The sequence below is a fragment of the Syntrophobacter fumaroxidans MPOB genome (assembly GCF_000014965.1).
GTDB classification, from domain to species: domain Bacteria; phylum Desulfobacterota; class Syntrophobacteria; order Syntrophobacterales; family Syntrophobacteraceae; genus Syntrophobacter; species Syntrophobacter fumaroxidans.
Map to the genome: position 1 here is coordinate 4664564 of NC_008554.1, position 17609 is coordinate 4682172.

At 64.0% G+C, this 17609-nt stretch carries 21 protein-coding genes; all 21 read left to right on the forward strand.

From position 1 onward, the window contains the following. Window positions 1-84 precede the first annotated feature (84 nt). The 21 genes from SFUM_RS19735 to SFUM_RS19830 all read left to right on the forward strand — a co-directional run bounded on the left by SFUM_RS19735 (window position 85) and on the right by SFUM_RS19830 (window position 17604). The gene (locus tag SFUM_RS19735) at window positions 85-3720 is read left to right on the forward strand and encodes a phage tail tape measure protein (protein WP_011700605.1); all 3636 of its coding nucleotides are present in this window, start codon (window positions 85-87) and stop codon (window positions 3718-3720) included. Between the two features lie 8 nt (window positions 3721-3728). Further along, window positions 3729-4040, forward strand: a complete 312-nt coding sequence (locus SFUM_RS19740) for a DUF7768 domain-containing protein (protein WP_011700606.1) — start codon at window positions 3729-3731, stop codon at window positions 4038-4040. Window positions 4041-4043: 3 nt separating this feature from the next. Continuing rightward, window positions 4044-4514: a CIS tube protein gene (locus tag SFUM_RS19745; RefSeq protein ID WP_011366981.1), complete on the forward strand. Its 471-nt coding sequence runs from the start codon at window positions 4044-4046 to the stop codon at window positions 4512-4514. Then, entirely contained in the window at window positions 4511-4801 is a 291-nt protein-coding gene (locus SFUM_RS19750) for a LysM peptidoglycan-binding domain-containing protein (RefSeq protein WP_011700607.1), read from the forward strand. The genes SFUM_RS19745 and SFUM_RS19750 overlap by 4 nt, the downstream gene beginning before the upstream one ends. Before the next feature lie 66 nt (window positions 4802-4867). Next, complete coding sequence (locus SFUM_RS19755) at window positions 4868-6151, forward strand: phage late control D family protein (protein WP_011700608.1); 1284 nt, start codon at window positions 4868-4870, stop codon at window positions 6149-6151. Then, window positions 6144-6518 carry a YcbK family protein gene (locus SFUM_RS19760; protein WP_011700609.1) on the forward strand — a complete coding sequence of 125 codons (375 nt, stop codon included), beginning with the start codon at window positions 6144-6146 and terminating at the stop codon, window positions 6516-6518. The genes SFUM_RS19755 and SFUM_RS19760 overlap by 8 nt, the downstream gene beginning before the upstream one ends. Next, window positions 6515-6934, forward strand: coding sequence for a DUF1353 domain-containing protein (locus tag SFUM_RS19765; protein WP_011700610.1), 420 nt, complete (start codon window positions 6515-6517; stop codon window positions 6932-6934). Before SFUM_RS19760 ends, SFUM_RS19765 begins: the two co-directional genes overlap by 4 nt. Next, window positions 6927-7976, forward strand: coding sequence for a phage baseplate assembly protein V (locus SFUM_RS19770; RefSeq protein ID WP_011700611.1), 1050 nt, complete (start codon window positions 6927-6929; stop codon window positions 7974-7976). Before SFUM_RS19765 ends, SFUM_RS19770 begins: the two co-directional genes overlap by 8 nt. 12 nt (window positions 7977-7988) lie before the next feature. Then, complete coding sequence (locus tag SFUM_RS19775; protein WP_011700612.1) at window positions 7989-8363, forward strand: hypothetical protein; 375 nt, start codon at window positions 7989-7991, stop codon at window positions 8361-8363. Continuing rightward, window positions 8360-8623 (forward strand): PAAR domain-containing protein, encoded by a 264-nt coding sequence (locus SFUM_RS19780; protein WP_011366988.1) that lies wholly within the window; start codon window positions 8360-8362, stop codon window positions 8621-8623. The genes SFUM_RS19775 and SFUM_RS19780 overlap by 4 nt, the downstream gene beginning before the upstream one ends. 10 nt (window positions 8624-8633) lie before the next feature. Beyond that, window positions 8634-8942: a hypothetical protein gene (locus tag SFUM_RS19785; RefSeq protein WP_011700613.1), complete on the forward strand. Its 309-nt coding sequence runs from the start codon at window positions 8634-8636 to the stop codon at window positions 8940-8942. Beyond that, a complete protein-coding gene (locus SFUM_RS19790) occupies window positions 8939-9949 on the forward strand; it encodes a DUF2135 domain-containing protein (protein ID WP_011700614.1) in 1011 nt (336 codons plus the stop codon). The genes SFUM_RS19785 and SFUM_RS19790 overlap by 4 nt, the downstream gene beginning before the upstream one ends. Before the next feature lie 12 nt (window positions 9950-9961). Further along, entirely contained in the window at window positions 9962-10852 is an 891-nt protein-coding gene (locus SFUM_RS19795) for a hypothetical protein (protein WP_011700615.1), read from the forward strand. After that, the gene (locus SFUM_RS19800; protein WP_011700616.1) at window positions 10852-11787 is read left to right on the forward strand and encodes a GPW/gp25 family protein; all 936 of its coding nucleotides are present in this window, start codon (window positions 10852-10854) and stop codon (window positions 11785-11787) included. The genes SFUM_RS19795 and SFUM_RS19800 overlap by 1 nt, the downstream gene beginning before the upstream one ends. Window positions 11788-11886: 99 nt before the next feature. Next, a complete protein-coding gene (locus tag SFUM_RS19805) occupies window positions 11887-13296 on the forward strand; it encodes a baseplate J/gp47 family protein (protein WP_011700617.1) in 1410 nt (469 codons plus the stop codon). Beyond that, window positions 13296-14870, forward strand: coding sequence for a phage tail protein (locus SFUM_RS19810; protein ID WP_011700618.1), 1575 nt, complete (start codon window positions 13296-13298; stop codon window positions 14868-14870). The genes SFUM_RS19805 and SFUM_RS19810 overlap by 1 nt, the downstream gene beginning before the upstream one ends. A gap of 10 nt (window positions 14871-14880) precedes the next feature. Beyond that, a complete protein-coding gene (locus tag SFUM_RS19815; RefSeq protein ID WP_011700619.1) occupies window positions 14881-15474 on the forward strand; it encodes a hypothetical protein in 594 nt (197 codons plus the stop codon). A gap of 10 nt (window positions 15475-15484) precedes the next feature. Beyond that, complete coding sequence (locus tag SFUM_RS19820) at window positions 15485-16474, forward strand: hypothetical protein (RefSeq protein ID WP_011700620.1); 990 nt, start codon at window positions 15485-15487, stop codon at window positions 16472-16474. 4 nt (window positions 16475-16478) lie between these two features. Beyond that, a complete protein-coding gene (locus SFUM_RS24025; RefSeq protein ID WP_279614592.1) occupies window positions 16479-16610 on the forward strand; it encodes a hypothetical protein in 132 nt (43 codons plus the stop codon). Further along, window positions 16597-17058, forward strand: coding sequence for a hypothetical protein (locus SFUM_RS19825; RefSeq protein ID WP_011700621.1), 462 nt, complete (start codon window positions 16597-16599; stop codon window positions 17056-17058). Before SFUM_RS24025 ends, SFUM_RS19825 begins: the two co-directional genes overlap by 14 nt. Window positions 17059-17070: 12 nt before the next feature. Next, entirely contained in the window at window positions 17071-17604 is a 534-nt protein-coding gene (locus tag SFUM_RS19830) for a BW3TFN family phage tail fiber component (protein ID WP_011700622.1), read from the forward strand. The last annotated feature ends 5 nt before the right edge of the window (window positions 17605-17609 follow it).

Consider the following 17609-nt stretch of genomic DNA (forward strand, 5'->3'; position numbering starts at 1 on the left):
CTGCCGCTCAGGGTCCGGCGTCAGTTCGTCGAGGCCCTCGAGCGGCAACTTGATTTTGAACGTGAGCAAACGGAACGGCGATAGATGAACGGCGATCTCGGACTGGGCATAGTGGTATCGATGAAGGATGCGTTCTCGCAGAACGCGCAGCGCATCCGTGGTTCCATGATGGACCTCGATTCCACCGTGGCGGATGCCAGCGAGCGGATGACCCGCAACCTGGAACGCATCCAGCAAGGGACCATGATGCTGGGGGCGGGACTGGCCCTGATGGCAGTACCCGCCGCCCTGGTCGCCTCCACCGCCGCGACCCAGAAGGCCCTGGGAGAGCTGGCGTCCCTCGGCGTGCAGGACCTCCGGGCCATCGAGGACGCCGCAGAATCCTTCACCAACCAGTGGTCCGGTGCCGACAAGGCAGCGTTCATCACCGCCACCTACGACGTGAAATCGGCCCTGTCCAACCTCAGCGACGAGGCGGTGGGCGTCTTCACCTCCATGGCCGCCATGACGGCCAAGGCGACCAAGGCCACCACCCAGGAGATGGTCGGCACCTTCACCACGGCCTACGGGATCTTCAAGCCCATCATGGCCGACATGAACGACATGGAATGGGCGACCGCCTTTTCCGGAGCCATGGCGCAGACCGTGGCCTCGTTCAAGACCAACGGCACCCAGATGGCCGACGCCATCAAGAACATCGGCGCGGTGGCGGCCGCGAGCAATATTCCGCTGAACGAGCAGCTCGCCGTGCTCGGTCAGCTCCAGACCACCATGCCCGGCTCAGAGGCTGGCACGCTGTACAAGGCGTTCATCATGAAGGCGGCCGAGGCCGGTGACGAGCTTGGCCTGTCCTTCACCGACACCAGCGGCCGTCTCAAGGGCGTGGTTCCCATTCTGCAGGAGATCAAGCGCCAGTTCCCCGATCTCTCCAACGCCGCCGCCCAGGTGAAGCTGAAGAAGGCCTTCGGCTCCGACGAGGCGGTCAAGTTCCTGCTGCAGATGTCGGCGGGCATGGAGAGCCTCGAAGGCAATATCCAGTCGGTGGGCCGAGCCATGAAGACCGGCACGGCGGTCACCGAACAGATGGCCGACGCCATGAACCAGGACATCGGAGCCCGGTTCCTGCTCCTGCGCCAGCAGATGGCCAACCTCAGCGAAATCCTGGGTCGCACCTTGTTGCCGGTGGTCACGCCGGTGATCAACGGCGTCTCCCGCGTCATTCTGTTCCTGCAACGCATGGCCAAATCGATGCCGGGCGTGACCCGGGTGGTCCTTGGACTATCCATGGCCCTCGGCACCATTCTGGTCGTGGCCGGAGCCGTCACCGCAGCCGTGGGCATGGTGGGACTCATGCTTCCAGCCATCAAGGCCGGGTTCGTGGCCATCAGCGCCGCGCTCGCCGGGGTGGGTTCGGCGGTTGCGACCTATTTTTTGCCCGTCACCGCGATCATCGCGGGCGTGATCTTGTCGGTATATCTGCTCAAACGCGCCTGGGAAACCAACTTCGGCGGCATTCAGAAGATCATCACCGGGGCCTGGAACAAGGTCTCGCTGGTCTTCCGGGGGATCAGGGAGCTGGTGGGTTCGCTCAGCGGCGGCGTCGGGCAGATGTCGGCCGAACTGGCCCAGAAGCTCCAATCCGCCGGACTGCTGGGCTTCGTGGTCACCGTCTTCAAGGCCTATTACCGCGTTCGCGAAGCCATGGCTGGATTGTGGGGCGCTTTTTCCCATGCCTTTGGCCGCATCCGCGCCATCCTCGAACCGACCGTCCGCACCCTGATGAGCGCTTACGCGACATTGGCCAGCGCGGTCTTTTCAGTGGTGGAGATCTTTGGCGTGGCCGCCAGCGCCACCGATGGGTCGTCCTGGCGCACCTTCGGCACGGTTATCGGCACCGTCGCCGGTGTGCTTCTGCAGGGGCTGGCATTCGCGCTGAAGATCGTGGCCTGGAACCTGTCGCTCATCGTTCGAGCCCTGGCGGTGGTGGTGCGCAGCGTGGTCTGGGTCGGCAAGGTCATCGTCGGGTCCCTGGTCGGAGCGACCAAGTTCATCTACAAGTTCCTGCTGCCCGTGCGCATGATCGGCGAGGCCTTCGTGGCCGCCGGGAAGATCGTCTATGCGGTCTGGCAAGTGCTGACCGGCGACATTTCCCTGCTGGACGGTCTCAAGGCCATCGGCGGCGCGGTCTACGATTTTCTCGCCACCCCGTTCCGCTGGGCGCGGGATGTGGTGGTCGGTGTCTGGAATTTCATTTCCGGCATCTTCACCTCCATCGGCCGCCTGGTGGCTGACGCCGCCGGACAGATCGGCCAGGCGATTCTGAATCTGCCGATCATCAGCACCCTGCGGGATATGTTTGCCACCGTGCGCTCCTTCTTCGCCGGGGATACCACCTTCTTCGAGGCGGGCAAGAAGCTACTGATCACCCTGGGAGAAGGGATCTGGTCGGCGGTGACCTATCCATTCACCATGCTCAAGAACGCCCTCGGCAAGCTGCGCAATCTGCTGCCGTTCTCCGATGCCCGCGAGGGACCACTCGCCAGCCTGACCGCCTCCGGTTCCGCGCTGCTCAAGACCCTCGCCGACGGCATGAGCCTTACCCAGACACTGCCCGCGAAAGTGTTCGGTTTCGCCGCTCGCGGGATTCTCTCGGCCGCTGCGGGAGCCTGGCAGCAGATCAAAACGGCAGGCGGCAACCTCATGGACGCCGCCTCGGCTCCCTTCCGGATGGCCGGAAAACTCTGGGATGGGTTGACCTCCGGCGCTCAAACCGTCGCGGCCAAGGCCGGTGCCATCTTCGGCGGTCTCAAACAATCCCTGTTTGGCAACACGCCCGAACTGGCGCTCACGCCGCCCCAGGTCAATGCCTGGGACGCGCTGGCCACAGGAGCCGTCAATCTCCGCGACCGGATCGTTGCCACGCTGTCTGCCGTCCCCGGGGCTGTCGGCCGAATCTTTGCCAGTGCCGGTACCGAGGGGCAATCCCTCTGGCAAAGGCTTTCCAGCGGCGCGAGCGCGGGCATCCAGGCACTCAAGGATCGAAGCACCGGGATCGCCAACGGTTTGCTCTCCTCCGCTCGCGCCATGCTGGGAGTCCAGACCCCGATTCCGCAGGTGGCCGAGCAGAAACAACCGCTCGGAGCTACGCCGCCCGCCGAATCGATTGGGCAACGCATCATCGAAAGCGTGCTCAGTCTCGTGCCGCGTCTGGACGAGCGCCTGGTGCCCAAGGCTCTGAGCGCCATGCTGATGCTCCAGCCGGTCATGGCCACGGCCGCGCCGCCTCCGCAACCGATAAACGGCACAGTGCAGACCGTTGCGGCGGCCGTCGAGCCGGTAAGTAAGAGCTATATCCAGCCGTTCGCGGTGGAACCGGCAATGGAAGTCGGAAGTGCCTCTCCGGCTCCGGCCGGGATCGAGCGGCCCATAACGGCCGCTCCGACTCCGATAGCGAAGCCCCTGCAATCCGGACTCGCCGAGACGGTGCCTTCCGAACGGTTGATTGCTCCGGCCCGCACCGCTCCCGCGATACCCCTGCGCGGAGAGGACGCCGGTCCGGGTCTGCGCGAGCTGCTGGAATCGCTGCTCTCGCGCCTCGATGGCCTGGCCGACCGCCCGGTGGAACTGAGCGTGACCACCAACATCGATGGCCGGAAGGTGGCCGAGGCAGTCTACAAGGACCTTCGCGAGCGGAAGATCAGAAATTACGAAACACTTTGAGAGGACCGATGAAACGCATCTTTGTCTGCAGCCCGTTCGCGGGTGACATAGCCCGAAACGTCAAGGTAGCCGAGGCGCTTTGCCGACGGGTCATGAGAAACGGTCACGCGCCGTTCGCGCCGCACCTGTTGTATCCAACCTTTACCGATGACAGCGTTCCCGAGCAGCGGGAGACGGGCATCGCCTGCGGCCTGGCCTACATGGAATGTTGCGACGAGGTGTGGGCGTTCACCGGCAACGGCATTTCCAGCGGCATGCGGCTGGAACTCGACCGGGCCGGACAACTGGGCAAGCCGATCCTCGAGATCGCCGAGGTGTAAGCAATGGCCTGGGATCAACAGCCCATCAAGGGATATCTGGTGGACGCCGACACGGGGGAGCGGCTCGAATTCCAGTACAACCCCAACTCCATCAGCGACGAGAAGTCGACCGACTACGCGACGATCAAGATCCCCGGCATGAGCCACCCGCGCTACCAGTATGTCGCCGGGGAACCGCGCCGGATCGCCTTCAAGGTCGAGCTGTTCAAGGGGCCGGTGAAGCAGAAGGTCGACTGGCTCCGCTCGCTGCAATATCCGGAACACGCCGGAACCATGCTCAAGAACGCGCCGCACCGTGTGCTGCTCATCTTCGGCGATCTCTACCCCGGCGTGACCTGCATCGTCCGGCAGGTGAAGGCGCGTTTCTTCGGCCTGTTCGACCGGGACAACCTGCTACCGCAACGGGCCGAGGTGGACATCGTCCTCGAAGAATACGTGGACCGCTCCATCAACTGGTCGGAGGTACGTTCATGATCGGCCGCGATTCCCGATACGCCCGCTGCCTTCTCTACCGGGACAGCGACGGCACCTCCCTCGGCATGCGCCAGCGCATCGACAATACCCCCAGACACGACGACCGCCTACACACTGTGGTCGAGGGCGACCTCCTGGATCTGCTCGCGCACCGCTATCTGGGTGACGCCAGGCTCTGGTGGATCATCTGCGACTACAACGACCTCTTTTTCCCGTTGGCGCTCGAGCCGGGTCTGGCGCTGCGCATTCCCTCCCGCGAACACGTCCAGATGCGCCTGCTCAACTGAGACCTCCGACACCTCGCCATGCCTTCCGGTAAGTAAGCAGGGAACTGCGAACCGCCGGAGATACGCATGGATCTGGATACCTTCAAACCGACATTTCTGATTCAGATCGAGGGGCAAGACCTCTCGAAGGACATCACCCAGGAGATCACCTCGTTCGTCTTCACCGACAACGAGGAAGAGCTGGATGTTCTCGAGCTGTCGGTGACCGACCGCAACCTGCAGTTCGTCGACGATCCGCTGTTCCAGGAAGGCAACGAGATCGTGGCCCGCTTCGGCTACGTGGGAAACCTCTCCCCGCGCAAGAAGGCGGTCATCAAGGACATCGATTACGATTTTCCGGAAAACGGTGATCCGACCATCCGCATCAAGGCCTACGACAAGGGCTTCAAACTGGCGGGCAAGGAAAACCAGAAGGTCTGGCAGAAACCCGCTCCCGGCATCCTCTATTCGGAAATCGCCGAACAAGTCGCCGCAGCCAACGGCTTCACGCCGGTGGTCACGGCCACCAAGGGGACCCATCTCCGCGTCACCCAGAGCAACATCTCGGACGCCCAGTTCCTCAAGGAGCTGGCGGAAAAGGCCCGTGACCGCGATGGCGAGGGCGTGAGCGGCTATGTCTTCTACATCCAGGACGACGAACTCCATTTCCATCCCCGCGAGCTCGACCAGACGCCGCTTCTGACCCTCGAATATTTCACCGACACCAAGGGCCTGTTGCGCTCGTTCCGCCCCAGCACCCAATCCCAGGGAGCTAAGGGCGCGGGTGTCGAGACCAAGACGGTCGGCGTCGACCCGCGCAAGAAGGACGTGGTCGAGCACAAGGCCAACAACGCCACCACGGCCGAGCGGACCGCCCTGGGCAAGCAGACCTATCTGGTCGACGGCAACACCGGCGAAGGCAGCTTCAAGGAACAGGAGACGGGGCAGATCGTGCCCAGCTTCGACCGTGCCGAAGGCTTTCACGAAGAGCCGCGCCAGGAGCCTGCCCAGGACAGCGCCGAGGGCAAGTTCCGCGAGGCCGAGCTGCGCCAGGTCGAGGCGGACGCCGCCACCATCGGCATTCCCCAGCTACGCGCCAAGAAGAACATCGAGATCAAGGGCGTGGGCCGGAAGTTTTCCGGCATCTACTACTGCCACTCGGTGCGCCACAGCATCAGCGGCGCAGGCTATCTCTGCGAACTCAAACTCAAGAAGAACGCCCTCGGCAAGGGCGCGGGCGACAAGTCCGCCGAGTCCCAGGGCAAACCCAACGACAAGGAGGCCCCGCCCACGCCGCAAAACGAGCCGCCAGCCATGGTGACCATCGACGCGGACTCCGGCGCGGTCACACAAGGAGGCGGCAATGGGTGATCTCAGCAAGAATTTCAACCGCTCGGAATTCGCCTGCAAAGGCACGAACTGCTGCGGCCATTCGGCTGCGGTCCATCCCGACCTGGTCGACGCCTTGCAGACGCTGCGCGACCGCATCGGCAAACCGCTGTCCATCACCAGCGGCTTTCGCTGCAACAGGCACAACAAGGCGGTGGGCGGCGCGGAGCAGAGTTTCCACACGCTGGGCATGGCGGCCGACGTGAGCTGTCCCGCTGGCGTTTCGCCCGAGGAACTGGCGGTCATCGCCGAGGAGATCCCTCTCTTCCACGAGGGCGGCATCGGCGTCTATGCCTCTTGGGTCCATCTCGACGTGCGTCAGTCGGGCAAGGCGAGGTGGCGGTCATGAGCGCCGAAGCCAAGCCCCTGTTTTCCGGCACTGCGCTGGGTCTCTCCGGACCGCTTCGGGTGGAGATTTTGCCCAATGGAATGACCGCGAGGCTGACCCAGCCGTTCCGTGTCCGCACCGGCACTGGCCGCATCATCGAAGTGCCCGCCGGGTTCGAGACCGACTTCGCCTCGGTGCCGCGCCTGTTCTGGCGCGTGGTGCCGCCGTGGGGCCGATATTCCCCGGCGGCCGTCGTTCACGACTACCTCTACCACACCGGCAAGGTTTCGCGGCTTGCGGCCGACCGCCTCTTTCTCGAACTGATGGCGGCCCTGGGCGTGCCTCTGTGGAAACGCCAGGTCATGTATTGGGCGGTTCGCTTTGGCGGCTGGCTGGCCTGGGACGCCAGTCGAAAGCGGGAGACGGAGCATGCTTGAAACCCGCGACCGTCAATCCGAGGAGCGCTACCGCAACCGCTGGTACGGCAAGTACCGGGCCTTCGTGCGTGACAACAACGACCCCGAACGCCTCGGCCGGGTCCGCCTGGAAATCCCCGCCGTGCTCGGCAGCGGGCGGGAGAACTGGTCCGAATGGGCCGCTCCCTGTTTCCCCTACGGAGGCAACGACGACACCGGCATGTTCCTGGTCCCCGAGGAAGGGGCCTCGGTCTGGGCCGAGTTCGAGGGCGGCGTCGTCCAGTATCCGATCTGGACCGGGGTCTGGCTGGCCAAGAGCAATCCCGGCGAACAACCCGAGGAATCCAAGCGCACCTGCGCGAATGCCTTCTGCCATGACTGTGAGGACAAGGTCGAGCATCAGGCCAACCGGCACGACGATCTCGAACACAAGAAGTACCACGGCCATCCGCCGTATTACTGTCCGCGCCTGAAGGTCCTGCTCAAGACCGAAACCGGCCACACCATCCTGGCCGATGACCGCGACGGCGACGAGCTGCTACGGATCATCGACCGCGCCGGTCAGATCCTCACCATGGAAGGGAAGGTGAAGCCGGAAATGCAGAGCGGCAACGCCCTGCGGCGCGGCACGAAGGACGCCGAGAAAGGCGACCAGCTCGACATCGCCTCGCAGATCGTCGGCTCCCGCGCCCGAATCCAGCTCACCGACCTCTGCCGCCAGCAGGTAATCCTCGAAGCCTGGCAGGACAAGGAGAAGGTCCACATCCTCTCGTGCGACAAGGGCCGCTCCCGCTGGCAGAAGATCCTCATCGACACCACCAAGGGCCGGGAGAAGGTTCACATCTGGGGGCTCAACGGCACTCAGGAAATCCTCGTCGATTCCACCGCCGCCGCCGAACAGATCCGCCTCACCGACAAGGCCGGTCAGGTGGTGCGCATGAACGCCGCGCCCGGCCAGGAGAGCATCAGCGCCACCGACAAGTCCGGCAGCCTCGTGTTTATGGATGGGGTGGCCGGAAACATCATCATTCGCTCGACGAACACCGTCTTGATCAACACCTGAAGGAATCATTGCATGGGAGAAAGAACAACAACGCCCTCCGGACTTTCGGCCAGCGAGGAATTGCTGGCCCGGACCTTCGATCATTGGCGGGAAGAATTCCGCAGCATCCTCGAAAACCACCGCCGGGAAATCCAGGATCGCCTCGAGAAGATCGAGCGCGAAATCGAGAAGAAATCGGACAAGGAAAACGTCGAGGTGCTGGTCCGCTCGATCTATTCCGATCTGCACCGGCACGCCGAGGAGATCGACCGGCTGCATGCCCGGGTCGGCTCCAAGATGGGAACCGAGACCATGTGGAAGATCGTCGGCCTGGTGTTGACCATCGGCAGCACCATCGGCGGACTCGTCGGCTTTCTGATCCATCTGTTGCTGAAGGTGAACCCATGAGCTCCCAGGCGCGACTCGGCGACATCAGCAGCCACGGCGGCGTCATCATCACCGGGGCGAGCCGGACGCTGGACAACGGCATGCCGGTGGCCCGTATGGGGGATCTGCACGTCTGTCCCATCCCTGGGCATGGCGTGACGCCCATCGTGACCGGCAGCTTCGACACCATCACCGAAGGATTGCCCAACGCCCGCATCGGCGACATCACCGCCTGCGGAGCCATCATCGTCACCGGCAGTCCCGACACCATCGACAACTGAGGGGGATGCCATGAACAATCTCGAACAGCCGCAGGAACCGCACTACTGGGATGTCTTCCCGAAGCTGATCCGGGTCTCGCGATCCCCATTCGCCCAGCGCATTCCGCTCTCGATCCGGGGTCTACCAGAAGCGCCGGTGTTCGAATCGTCCAATCCCGACGTGGCCAGTGTCGATGAGGACGGCAATGTCGAGTGCGGCTTCGTTCCCGGGGCAGCCATGATCCTGGTCTGGGATTCGCCCGAGCGGCTCAGCCTGCGTCACGTCCAGGTCGAGGTCTATGGCGGCGGCGTCTCCGCACCGGTGGAGGTTCCTTCATGACGGATACCGCGTCAGCCTATAACCACTGGGAGGTACAGCCTCGCTCCATCCGCCTCTCCGCTGGCGAGTTCCAGCAACGGGTACCACTCTCCCTGCGCGGCGACGTTGACGCTCCGGTCTTTGTCTCCAGCAACCCGGAAGTCGCGGAGATCGGGCCGGATGGCGTCATTCGCTGCGGCTGGACCATCGGCAACGCCGTGCTCATGGTCTGGCGATCCTCGGTCCGGGACAGCCTCCGCCATGTACTGGTGGAGGTCCGCGATCCGTCCTGGTTCGCCGACCACCCGGACTTTGCCAGCGGAGCATCGGTTTTCCTCAGTGGCACGGTGGTCAACGCCCTCAACACCAGCGGTGTCGGCAACGCGCTGATCGAATTCCGCCGCTCGGAAACCGGCCCGGCTGCGTACCAGGCCTTCGCCAACGCCTATGGCGGGTTCGAGCTGTCCGTACCCGAGGGGTTCTATTACGTGGAGGTCACCGCGCCGGGATACATCGCCTGGCACGGCTGGGTGAACGCCGACCCCAACACCTCCGGCGACATCCAGATCGTTCTCTCGCCCGAGCTCGACGGCCAGGTCGCTCGCATCGTTTTGCAGTGGGGCCTCAACCCCCGGGATCTCGATTCCCATCTCACCGGACCGACGCCATCGGGCAGTCGCTTCCATGTGTTCTATTCCCACACCATCGAAAACGAGGCGGCGGAATTGGACGTGGACGACACCAGTTCCTACGGGCCGGAGACCATCACCATCCATCGGCTCATCCCCGGCGTCTACCGTTACGCGGTCCACGACTACACCAACCGCAACGCCAATCCGAGCACCGGCCTGGCGCAGTCCGGAGCATCGGTGAAAGTGTTCATGAGCGATGGCCGTGAGCAGACCTTCACCGTTCCCAACGCCCCGGGCACGGTCTGGACCGTGTTCGAAATCGACGGCGCGACCGGAACAGTGACGGCGGTCAACGCCATGAGCTATCAATCCCAACCCGCCAATGTCGGCATGTAATGGAGGTTTTCCATGATTTCCGAAGAACCCGCCGACTTGCAGGCCACTATCGAGCAGACCGATTCCGGCGAGCAGCAGTATGTGCTGCGGGCGCTCTGCGATCACCTGTCCGGCATCCGTGAGGAGCTTTCCGGCATCCGCACGCTGCTGGAGGCCGGTCACGCCGCCTCGGAGGCGATGCGCGGCCAGGCCCAGGCCTATCTGGAAGCCCAGCAGGCCAGGACGCAAGAGTATCTGAATCAGGTACAGGTCGAGCCGGAGCCCGATTTCTATCCCTTCGTCGAACTGCCTGCGGGCACCGAACCCCGGGATCTGCCGGACGGCAACCGGCTCTTCACCTTGCCCGACGGCATGATCCTGCGGACCACTGACGATCAGCGAATCTGCGTCATCGACGCCGGGGAGCAGCAGGTCGTCACCCCCGGACCCGACACGGCCGTCGAGGTCGCCCCGGGACGTCTTTACACACTGGTCGAGTCCTATCTGAGCGCGACCCAGGAGGCAGCCGGTATCAGCGGACTGCCCGCCGGGATCGATCCGACCGCCATGGGCGCGGAACGCTTCGCGGTGGATCTGCCCGAGGGCATCCGTCTCGACGTCGATCACCGGGAGCGGTTCATCACCCTGATCAATCCGGCCGGACCTATCGACATCATCGGCATCGGCCGCATCGAGGGCATCGGTGAAACCATCGTCGTCCGTCTGCTCTCCGGCGGAGCCAAGGGATTCCAGTGCGGCCAGTCCGGCCACGGCGGGTTGATCGAGGCGGACGGAACCATCCACCTGGGGCTCAAGAGCGGTGTGGATCTGGTGATCCGGTTCCAGGGAGAAGCCATTGACGACGACACTTCGGAAAATGGCTGCTCGGGACAGTGCGGCATCGACTGCGAGGAGCGTACCTGATGAGCTTCGACTTTCTCGGCAAGGGATTGCGCTACCCGTTCCGGTTTCAGTCGGTATCCGGCGGCACCCAGATCTCGACCGCCACCTCGCGGGAGCACGAGCACATCCGCGAAAGCATCCTGCAGATCCTCGGCACCCGGATCGGCGAACGGTTCATGAATCCGGAGTTTGGCTCCAGGCTGAAGGATCTGGTGTTCGAACAGAACGACGAGGTGCTCAAGGGCCTGCTGCGCCATTACGTGATCGACGCCATCAAGCGCTGGGAAAAGCGGGTGATCATCACGGAGGTGCGCTTCGACGACCGGCCGCTGAACATCGACGGCAACCTGCTGCTGGTACATATCGCCTACCGGGTGATCCAGAGCCAGGTGGACGGCAACCTGGTCTATCCCTTCTACAGAGAAGACCCGAACAATCCCGCGCCCAGCTATCCCCAGCCTGAAATACCCCCAGAGCCCGAACCCGATCCGGAACCACCGCCGGTGCGCAGCGTGCGCCTGTCGCCGGACGTGCGCTCACTGTTCAATCTGCTCTGGTTCGACGCGGCCGAGATGAGCCCCGATCCGGCGGATTCCTTGATCTGGCCAGCCGGGGAATACGAAGTCGCCTACATCGAGGGAGCCTTTCAGGACCGCAACGGCAAGTGGATCGTCAGCGATCCGGGTGACAACCACGGCCATTACCTGACATTCGAGGGAGCGCCAGAAACGGAAGCGCCCCAGGCCGAGCACGGCCTCTATCTGGCCGCGAGCGGTCTGGGCTTCGACACACAGAGTCAGGCGGAAGACAACGCCGCTGGCACCGTTCACCGGATTACCACGTCGGAGCCTGGCCGCATCGGACTGTTCTATTTCGAGGGCAAGAAGGAATCCCACTACCTCAACAACACCTCCGGGCAGCCCAATCCCGTCTGGCAACTGCGCGGCCCGCTCTGAGGCATCCCGCCTCCGACACATCCAGGCCCCTTCCGGTAAGTAACCGGCGTGGCGAGAGCATCAGGCGCTCTCGCATAACCGCCGAAAACCGGAGAGACCATGGGCCGCGCAAGCATCGGATACATCAACAAGGATTACGAATCGATTCGCCAGGAGCTGCTGGCGAAGATCCCGCAGCTCACCGACCGCTGGACCGATTTCAACCACTCCGATCTCGGCGTCGTCCTGCTCGATCTGTTCTGCGGCGTGGGCGACATGCTGGCCTACTACCTGGACGCCCAGGCGGCGGAGGCCTTTCTGCCCACGGCCCGCCAGCGCCAGAACGTCATCAACCTCTGCAAGCTCATCGGCTACCGGCTGGACTCGCCGGTGGCCTCCACCACCACGCTGCGTTTCCGGCTCTCCGCTCCGCTTGATAAAGACCTGACCATTCCGGCGGGAACGGCCTGCCGCGCCTTGCTGAATGACGGCGAGGCGGATTTCGAGACGGTCGAGGACGGCCTGCTACCGCGAGGCGTGCTCTCGGTGGATATTCCGGCCCGGCAAGGCGTGCGCCGCACCGAGACCTTCACGTCGACGGGGCTGCCATTCCAGCGCATCCGCCTGACCGGCGACGCCATCGCCCAGGGCACCATCACCGTTACGGTGGGGGACGACGCCTGGAGCGAGGTCGATCATTTCCAGGACAGCCTGGCCGACAGCCGCCATTTCATGGCCGATCTGGACGCCCTCGACATCTCCACACTGATTTTCGGCGACGGGCAAAGCGGCGCTGTACCCGCTCAGGGAAGCGCCATCGCCGTCAGCTATCTGCAGACCATCGGGGACCAGGGAAATCTCGGTCCGAACCGGATCACCCAACTGCTGAGTCCGATCTACCTGAACGGCGGCCAGGTCTCCCTGACCGTCACCAACCCGGTGCCCGCCACCGGCGGCGCTTCGCGGGAAGCCCTCGAACACGCTCGCCGACAGGCACCGGCGGAGCTGCGCAGTCTCTGGAAGGCCGTCACCCTGGAGGATTATCAGGCGCTCGCCGAAGGTTACCCCGGCGTCGCCAAGGCCAAGGTGCTCGACACCAATGCCTGCCAGAACATCCGCTATTACAACGTCCAACTGGCCATCGCCCCCAACGGCGGCGGCATGCCTTCGGCGCTGCTCAAGCGGGACCTCGCGGAGTTTCTCGAACGCCGCAAGGTCATCACGGTCGAGATCAACCTGTTCGACCCGATCTACCGGCCCGTTTCCATCGACGCCGAGGTCTACATCTGGCCAGGTGAACCGCTGGAAAATGTGCGCAGCCGCATCGAAGCCGCGCTCTCCGATTTCTTTTCCTTCGACCAAGTCTCCTTCGGTCAGACCATTCACTTCTCCGACCTGGTGGCCCTGATCGACGGTGTGCGCGGGGTCAGTCACATGCACCTCTACGCGCCGCAGCAGGACATCGAGCTGCGCCACGGCGAAATCCCGGTTCTCGGCACCGTCAACCTCGATCTGCGGAGGGCCGGTTGATGTCGGATTGGTTCAAGGACAATCTGCTCGGCCTGCTGCCGCCGCTTTACGAGCACAACGACGAGGCCGGTGACCTGCGCACCTTTCTGAGCCTTCCCGCCGGAACGCTCGACGAACTCAAGCAGGCTATCGACGATTTTCCGGCCATCTTCGACGTCGATCACTGCGACGAACGCTTCCTGCCGCTGCTGGCGAGACTGGTCGGCCTCGAAGTGGACGGCACCTGTTCGCCGGACTGCCAGCGCCGCCGCGTGCGGGAGGCGGTCGAAATCTATCGCCGCAAGGGCACCATCCCGGCCATCGAACGCGACTTCGACGCGCTTGGTTGGCAGGGAGAACTGCAGGAGACCTTCCGCTCGGCTCTGCGTCTCAATGCCCGTTCCAGTCTCAGCAAAGCCAAGCTGCCCGGGCTGGTGTTCAGCCTCGGCGTATTTCGCGTGCTGTGTCTCAACCAGACCGAGGGACTGCGCGACGCCCTGGTGTTTCACCACCCGGCTGGCACCCGCTGTTTCTGGCTCCAATTTTTACTCGAATGGATCGAAGGCGGCGCGATGCTCGACTTCGGGCACGCCAACGCTGTGCGCCGGATCGTGCTGGCGTTTCTCGACGAGACCTTCGTCCTTGGCCGCTCCTCGCTTGGTTCCTGCCGTCACCTGACCAACAAGCAGAGGGCCTGGGAGCTGCTGCAGCTCACCAGCACCACGGAGATGCTCCCGGAAATCGACCGGGCCGCCGTGAAGGTTTCCCGTTTTCACGGCCGCCAGAACCGGATGCGCCTGAACCACAAGGCTCTCAACGATTGGCGGCTTCCATACACCCGCGTCGGCGAGGGCCGGGTTTCCTTCTGCACGCCCATCTACACCGGCCGCGACTTCGAAGGGGATGTGCTGGAAAGCGGCTTCGGGCTGGGCGAGAGCCATCTCAACCGCAAGCCGCTGACCCATGGCGAGACCGCGCTGCGCTACTGCTTCCGGCAGAAGGATTTCTTTTTCGACACGCAGGCGGAACCGGTCGAGCGGGCGGAGGCCAAGTACGACCTGCGCCTGCCCTTGGAATCTCGACACCGTTTCTGCTTCCAGCTTGGCCGCGCCAGGCTCAACGCTGGTCTCGACCTCACCGCCAACCAGGGCGGCATCAGCAATCTGCTGCTCGCCTCCACCGCTGGCTGCGACGCGGACGTCACCCTGGCCGTCGACCGGATCGACCGATGGCGGCGGAGAGGGCCTGTGTTCCGGCTCAACGCGAACACCCTGAACACCCGGTATCTGAGCAATGCGAATCTGACCGGCGAACGGGCCTCGCTTGAAGTCTACGTGGACACAGGTTCTCTCCAGCGCCATCGGGTCGAGACCATGAAGCTGGGCGCGAGCCCGCTCAACACCACCGGCCTGCGTCTCTCCGTGGATCGGACCCGCCCGATGCGCGTCAGCCGCATGCGCCTCAACCAGGCCGGATTCCGCTGGTCGCGGCCGTCCTACCGCTGGCTGTTCCGTCAGCAGGACCTGCACGCGCCCACGCAGGCCGGGTTCGAGGCCGCCACCAACAACTATCGCGCCACCCAGTGGCCCACCTGAAGGAGAACCCATGGCGATTCACCTCTATCTTGACGAAGCGCTGACTCAGCAGATTTCCGAGGGGGATTTCAGCCGCCCCGAGGCCGAGAGTTACAACGGCACCGACGGCGACATCAAGGATCGACAGCTCTACGTCGCCAACGAGCAGACGAGCCTCCCCTCGGCCATCGACGCGGCGCAGACCTCCATCGCCCTGGCCGAACCGCGCTTTGCCGACGGCGAACTCATCATCATCGACGGCGAGCAGATGCTCATCGAAAGCGGCGGCGGCACCGCCAATCTCACCGTGCAGCGGGGCGTTGCCAACACCGCTCCGGCCGCGCACGACGCCGGAACGACCGTCTATTCCGGCTACGACTACACCGGGCTGGTGCTCGATCCCATCGACGAGACCGGTACCGACGAATCGGTCTGGTACCGCCTGGCCCTGACCCAGGCCGAACTCGACACCGCCACCCAGGGCGCACCGCTCAACCTCGGTGACAAGGCCTTCCAGCAGACGCTGTCTTTCTGGCGGCGCTGCACCGTGCTCCCGGGCACGCCGGTGCAAAACAAACTCGACATCAAACTGCGCCTGACCGGCACGGAAAACCCGATTCTTTAAGGAGGCCGCCATGGCATACCACAGCATTCAAGGACTCGCCCACGGTCGGCTCGACCTGCTCAATCAACTGCGGACCTTTCTGGTGACCACCACCGGATGGACCCTGCACGACGATCAGTCGGCCGACCCGCAGCCGTATTTCGTCTTCAAATCGCACGGGGAATCCGGAGCCGAGGACGTCTATCTGCAGTTCCGTATCAGCACCACCTCCGGGCGGATTCACGTCGCCGCATTCCAGTATTGGGACGCGGCCACCCACACCGGCATCAACGAGGCTTCGCACACCAGTTACACCTACCTGCGGGTGGAGGACAGCGCCGACTTCATCTTCTGGCTGTTTGCCGACCTGGACCACGTCTTCGTGGTGACCAAGCTCGTCTCCACCTACTACGGCCATTACAGCGGACTGCTGAAACGCTTCTGGTCCGGGGCCGTCGCGCTCACGCAGGCGGCGGCCACCGCCGGAAGCGGCGTGGTGCTTCAGGTCAACGACGCCACCGTGGTCACGCCCGGACAGGACTATGTGATCAAGGACGACGCGGGCATCGAACGCGTGCGGGTGAGCGCCATCGACACCGCCGTCACGCCGAACACCATTACCGTCGAGACCCTCGTTCGGGATTACGCCTCGGGGGCCAAGATCGGCGAGGACCCGCAGCCGGTCATCAACAGTTACTACAACGCGCCGGGCACCTTCTACGCCGTGAACAAGTTCGACGGCTGGACTTCCGCCTCCGGCCAGCAGGGCCGCTGCGGCGCGGCCAACGGCGGTCTCCAGGGCGAAACCGATCCGGAGATGCGCTACGGCACCACCATCCTTTTTCCCTGGCTCGCCTCGATGTCCGGTTCCGCTGCCTACCAGGAACTGCGCGGCGAACTCATCGAGATCTTCTCCGTGGGCGGCGGCAACGTCGCCTCGGAAGACACCATTCAAATCGGAACGGACAGCTACCGCGTGTTCAACCTGACCACCGGCGGCTGGTGCGCGGTGAAGGAATAAAGCCATGGCAATGCATAGCGGAAAGCTCAAACCCATCAGCACGATCACCGGCCAGCGTCGTCCGGAAACGCTCCTGTCCATGAACCGTGGCCAGGCACTCAAGCTCAGCGGGAGGATTCGCCGTGGCCGTGCATAAGGGACAACTGGCATCCATCACCACCCGCAGAGGCACACGGCGGCCGGAACTGCTCGCCATTGGAGCGGCGCAACCCGGAGCGCTTTTCGAGCTGTTTTCCGGGGCACCGGCCAGGCGCACGGTGATGGTTCGGGCCGACAGCGCAATGCGGGTCGCCCATCGGCTCGAACGTCGATCCGACCTCGCACTTCGCGTGAACAACCGCTTGAACCGGAGCGCCGACCTGTGGCTCGTCGTCCATGGCCGTCTGGGCGTCGATGCCGACGCGGCGGTGCGGGTGACGAGTCCCTGGCAGCGGAGCATCGACACCAGCGTCCGGACTTCCGGCGCACACATCAGCCGATCCGACACCGTCCAGCGCATCGCGATCCCGGCCGGGCTGCTGGCCGACACGCGCCAGATCCTGTTCGCGGTGCTCATCGATCAAGACCACGAAATTCAGACCTAAAGGAGAACAGCAATGGCACTGGGACTCATCGTCAAAACCGGCCGGATACTGACGGCCAAACTCCTCCTCGGCCAGGCCGTGGACGGCATCACCCACTGCGCCATCGGCGACGGGGATGCCAGCTTCACCGACCCGCAGAATCCGCCCGCGCCGGACATCGGCCAGACCGGGCTCAGAAACGAACGCGCCCGCAAGCGCTACTACAAGCGGACTTTCCTCAAGGAGGACGCCGAAGGGGCGCTGCTGGTCAACGGCGTGCGCTACCTCGAAACCGGCGAGGAGACCAACACCATCGGCATTTTCTTCCGCTTCGACGAGGCAGAAGCCAACGGCATCACCATCCGCGAATACGGCTTCTTCGGCGGCGACGTGCAGTACGTGCAAAGCGTCACCGGGGATCTCGCCATGGGCGGCGTGTTCCATCAGGACACCAATCCGACCGGCGAGGTGCTGCGCCCGGGCTACCTGTACGAGGTGAAGAACATTCCCGACTTCAACAAGATTTCCGACACCCGCGTGGAGCTGGTCGGGATCATCAAGATCTAACTGGA

Coding starts and splice junctions, on each gene's coding strand:
- SFUM_RS19735 (WP_011700605.1), top strand. CDS start 85: ATGAACGGCGATCTCGGACTGGGCATAGTGGTATCGATGAAGGATGCG.
- SFUM_RS19740 (WP_011700606.1), top strand. CDS start 3,729: ATGAAACGCATCTTTGTCTGCAGCCCGTTCGCGGGTGACATAGCCCGA.
- SFUM_RS19745 (WP_011366981.1), top strand. CDS start 4,044: ATGGCCTGGGATCAACAGCCCATCAAGGGATATCTGGTGGACGCCGAC.
- SFUM_RS19750 (WP_011700607.1), top strand. CDS start 4,511: ATGATCGGCCGCGATTCCCGATACGCCCGCTGCCTTCTCTACCGGGAC.
- SFUM_RS19755 (WP_011700608.1), top strand. CDS start 4,868: ATGGATCTGGATACCTTCAAACCGACATTTCTGATTCAGATCGAGGGG.
- SFUM_RS19760 (WP_011700609.1), top strand. CDS start 6,144: ATGGGTGATCTCAGCAAGAATTTCAACCGCTCGGAATTCGCCTGCAAA.
- SFUM_RS19765 (WP_011700610.1), top strand. CDS start 6,515: ATGAGCGCCGAAGCCAAGCCCCTGTTTTCCGGCACTGCGCTGGGTCTC.
- SFUM_RS19770 (WP_011700611.1), top strand. CDS start 6,927: ATGCTTGAAACCCGCGACCGTCAATCCGAGGAGCGCTACCGCAACCGC.
- SFUM_RS19775 (WP_011700612.1), top strand. CDS start 7,989: ATGGGAGAAAGAACAACAACGCCCTCCGGACTTTCGGCCAGCGAGGAA.
- SFUM_RS19780 (WP_011366988.1), top strand. CDS start 8,360: ATGAGCTCCCAGGCGCGACTCGGCGACATCAGCAGCCACGGCGGCGTC.
- SFUM_RS19785 (WP_011700613.1), top strand. CDS start 8,634: ATGAACAATCTCGAACAGCCGCAGGAACCGCACTACTGGGATGTCTTC.
- SFUM_RS19790 (WP_011700614.1), top strand. CDS start 8,939: ATGACGGATACCGCGTCAGCCTATAACCACTGGGAGGTACAGCCTCGC.
- SFUM_RS19795 (WP_011700615.1), top strand. CDS start 9,962: ATGATTTCCGAAGAACCCGCCGACTTGCAGGCCACTATCGAGCAGACC.
- SFUM_RS19800 (WP_011700616.1), top strand. CDS start 10,852: ATGAGCTTCGACTTTCTCGGCAAGGGATTGCGCTACCCGTTCCGGTTT.
- SFUM_RS19805 (WP_011700617.1), top strand. CDS start 11,887: ATGGGCCGCGCAAGCATCGGATACATCAACAAGGATTACGAATCGATT.
- SFUM_RS19810 (WP_011700618.1), top strand. CDS start 13,296: ATGTCGGATTGGTTCAAGGACAATCTGCTCGGCCTGCTGCCGCCGCTT.
- SFUM_RS19815 (WP_011700619.1), top strand. CDS start 14,881: ATGGCGATTCACCTCTATCTTGACGAAGCGCTGACTCAGCAGATTTCC.
- SFUM_RS19820 (WP_011700620.1), top strand. CDS start 15,485: ATGGCATACCACAGCATTCAAGGACTCGCCCACGGTCGGCTCGACCTG.
- SFUM_RS24025 (WP_279614592.1), top strand. CDS start 16,479: ATGGCAATGCATAGCGGAAAGCTCAAACCCATCAGCACGATCACCGGC.
- SFUM_RS19830 (WP_011700622.1), top strand. CDS start 17,071: ATGGCACTGGGACTCATCGTCAAAACCGGCCGGATACTGACGGCCAAA.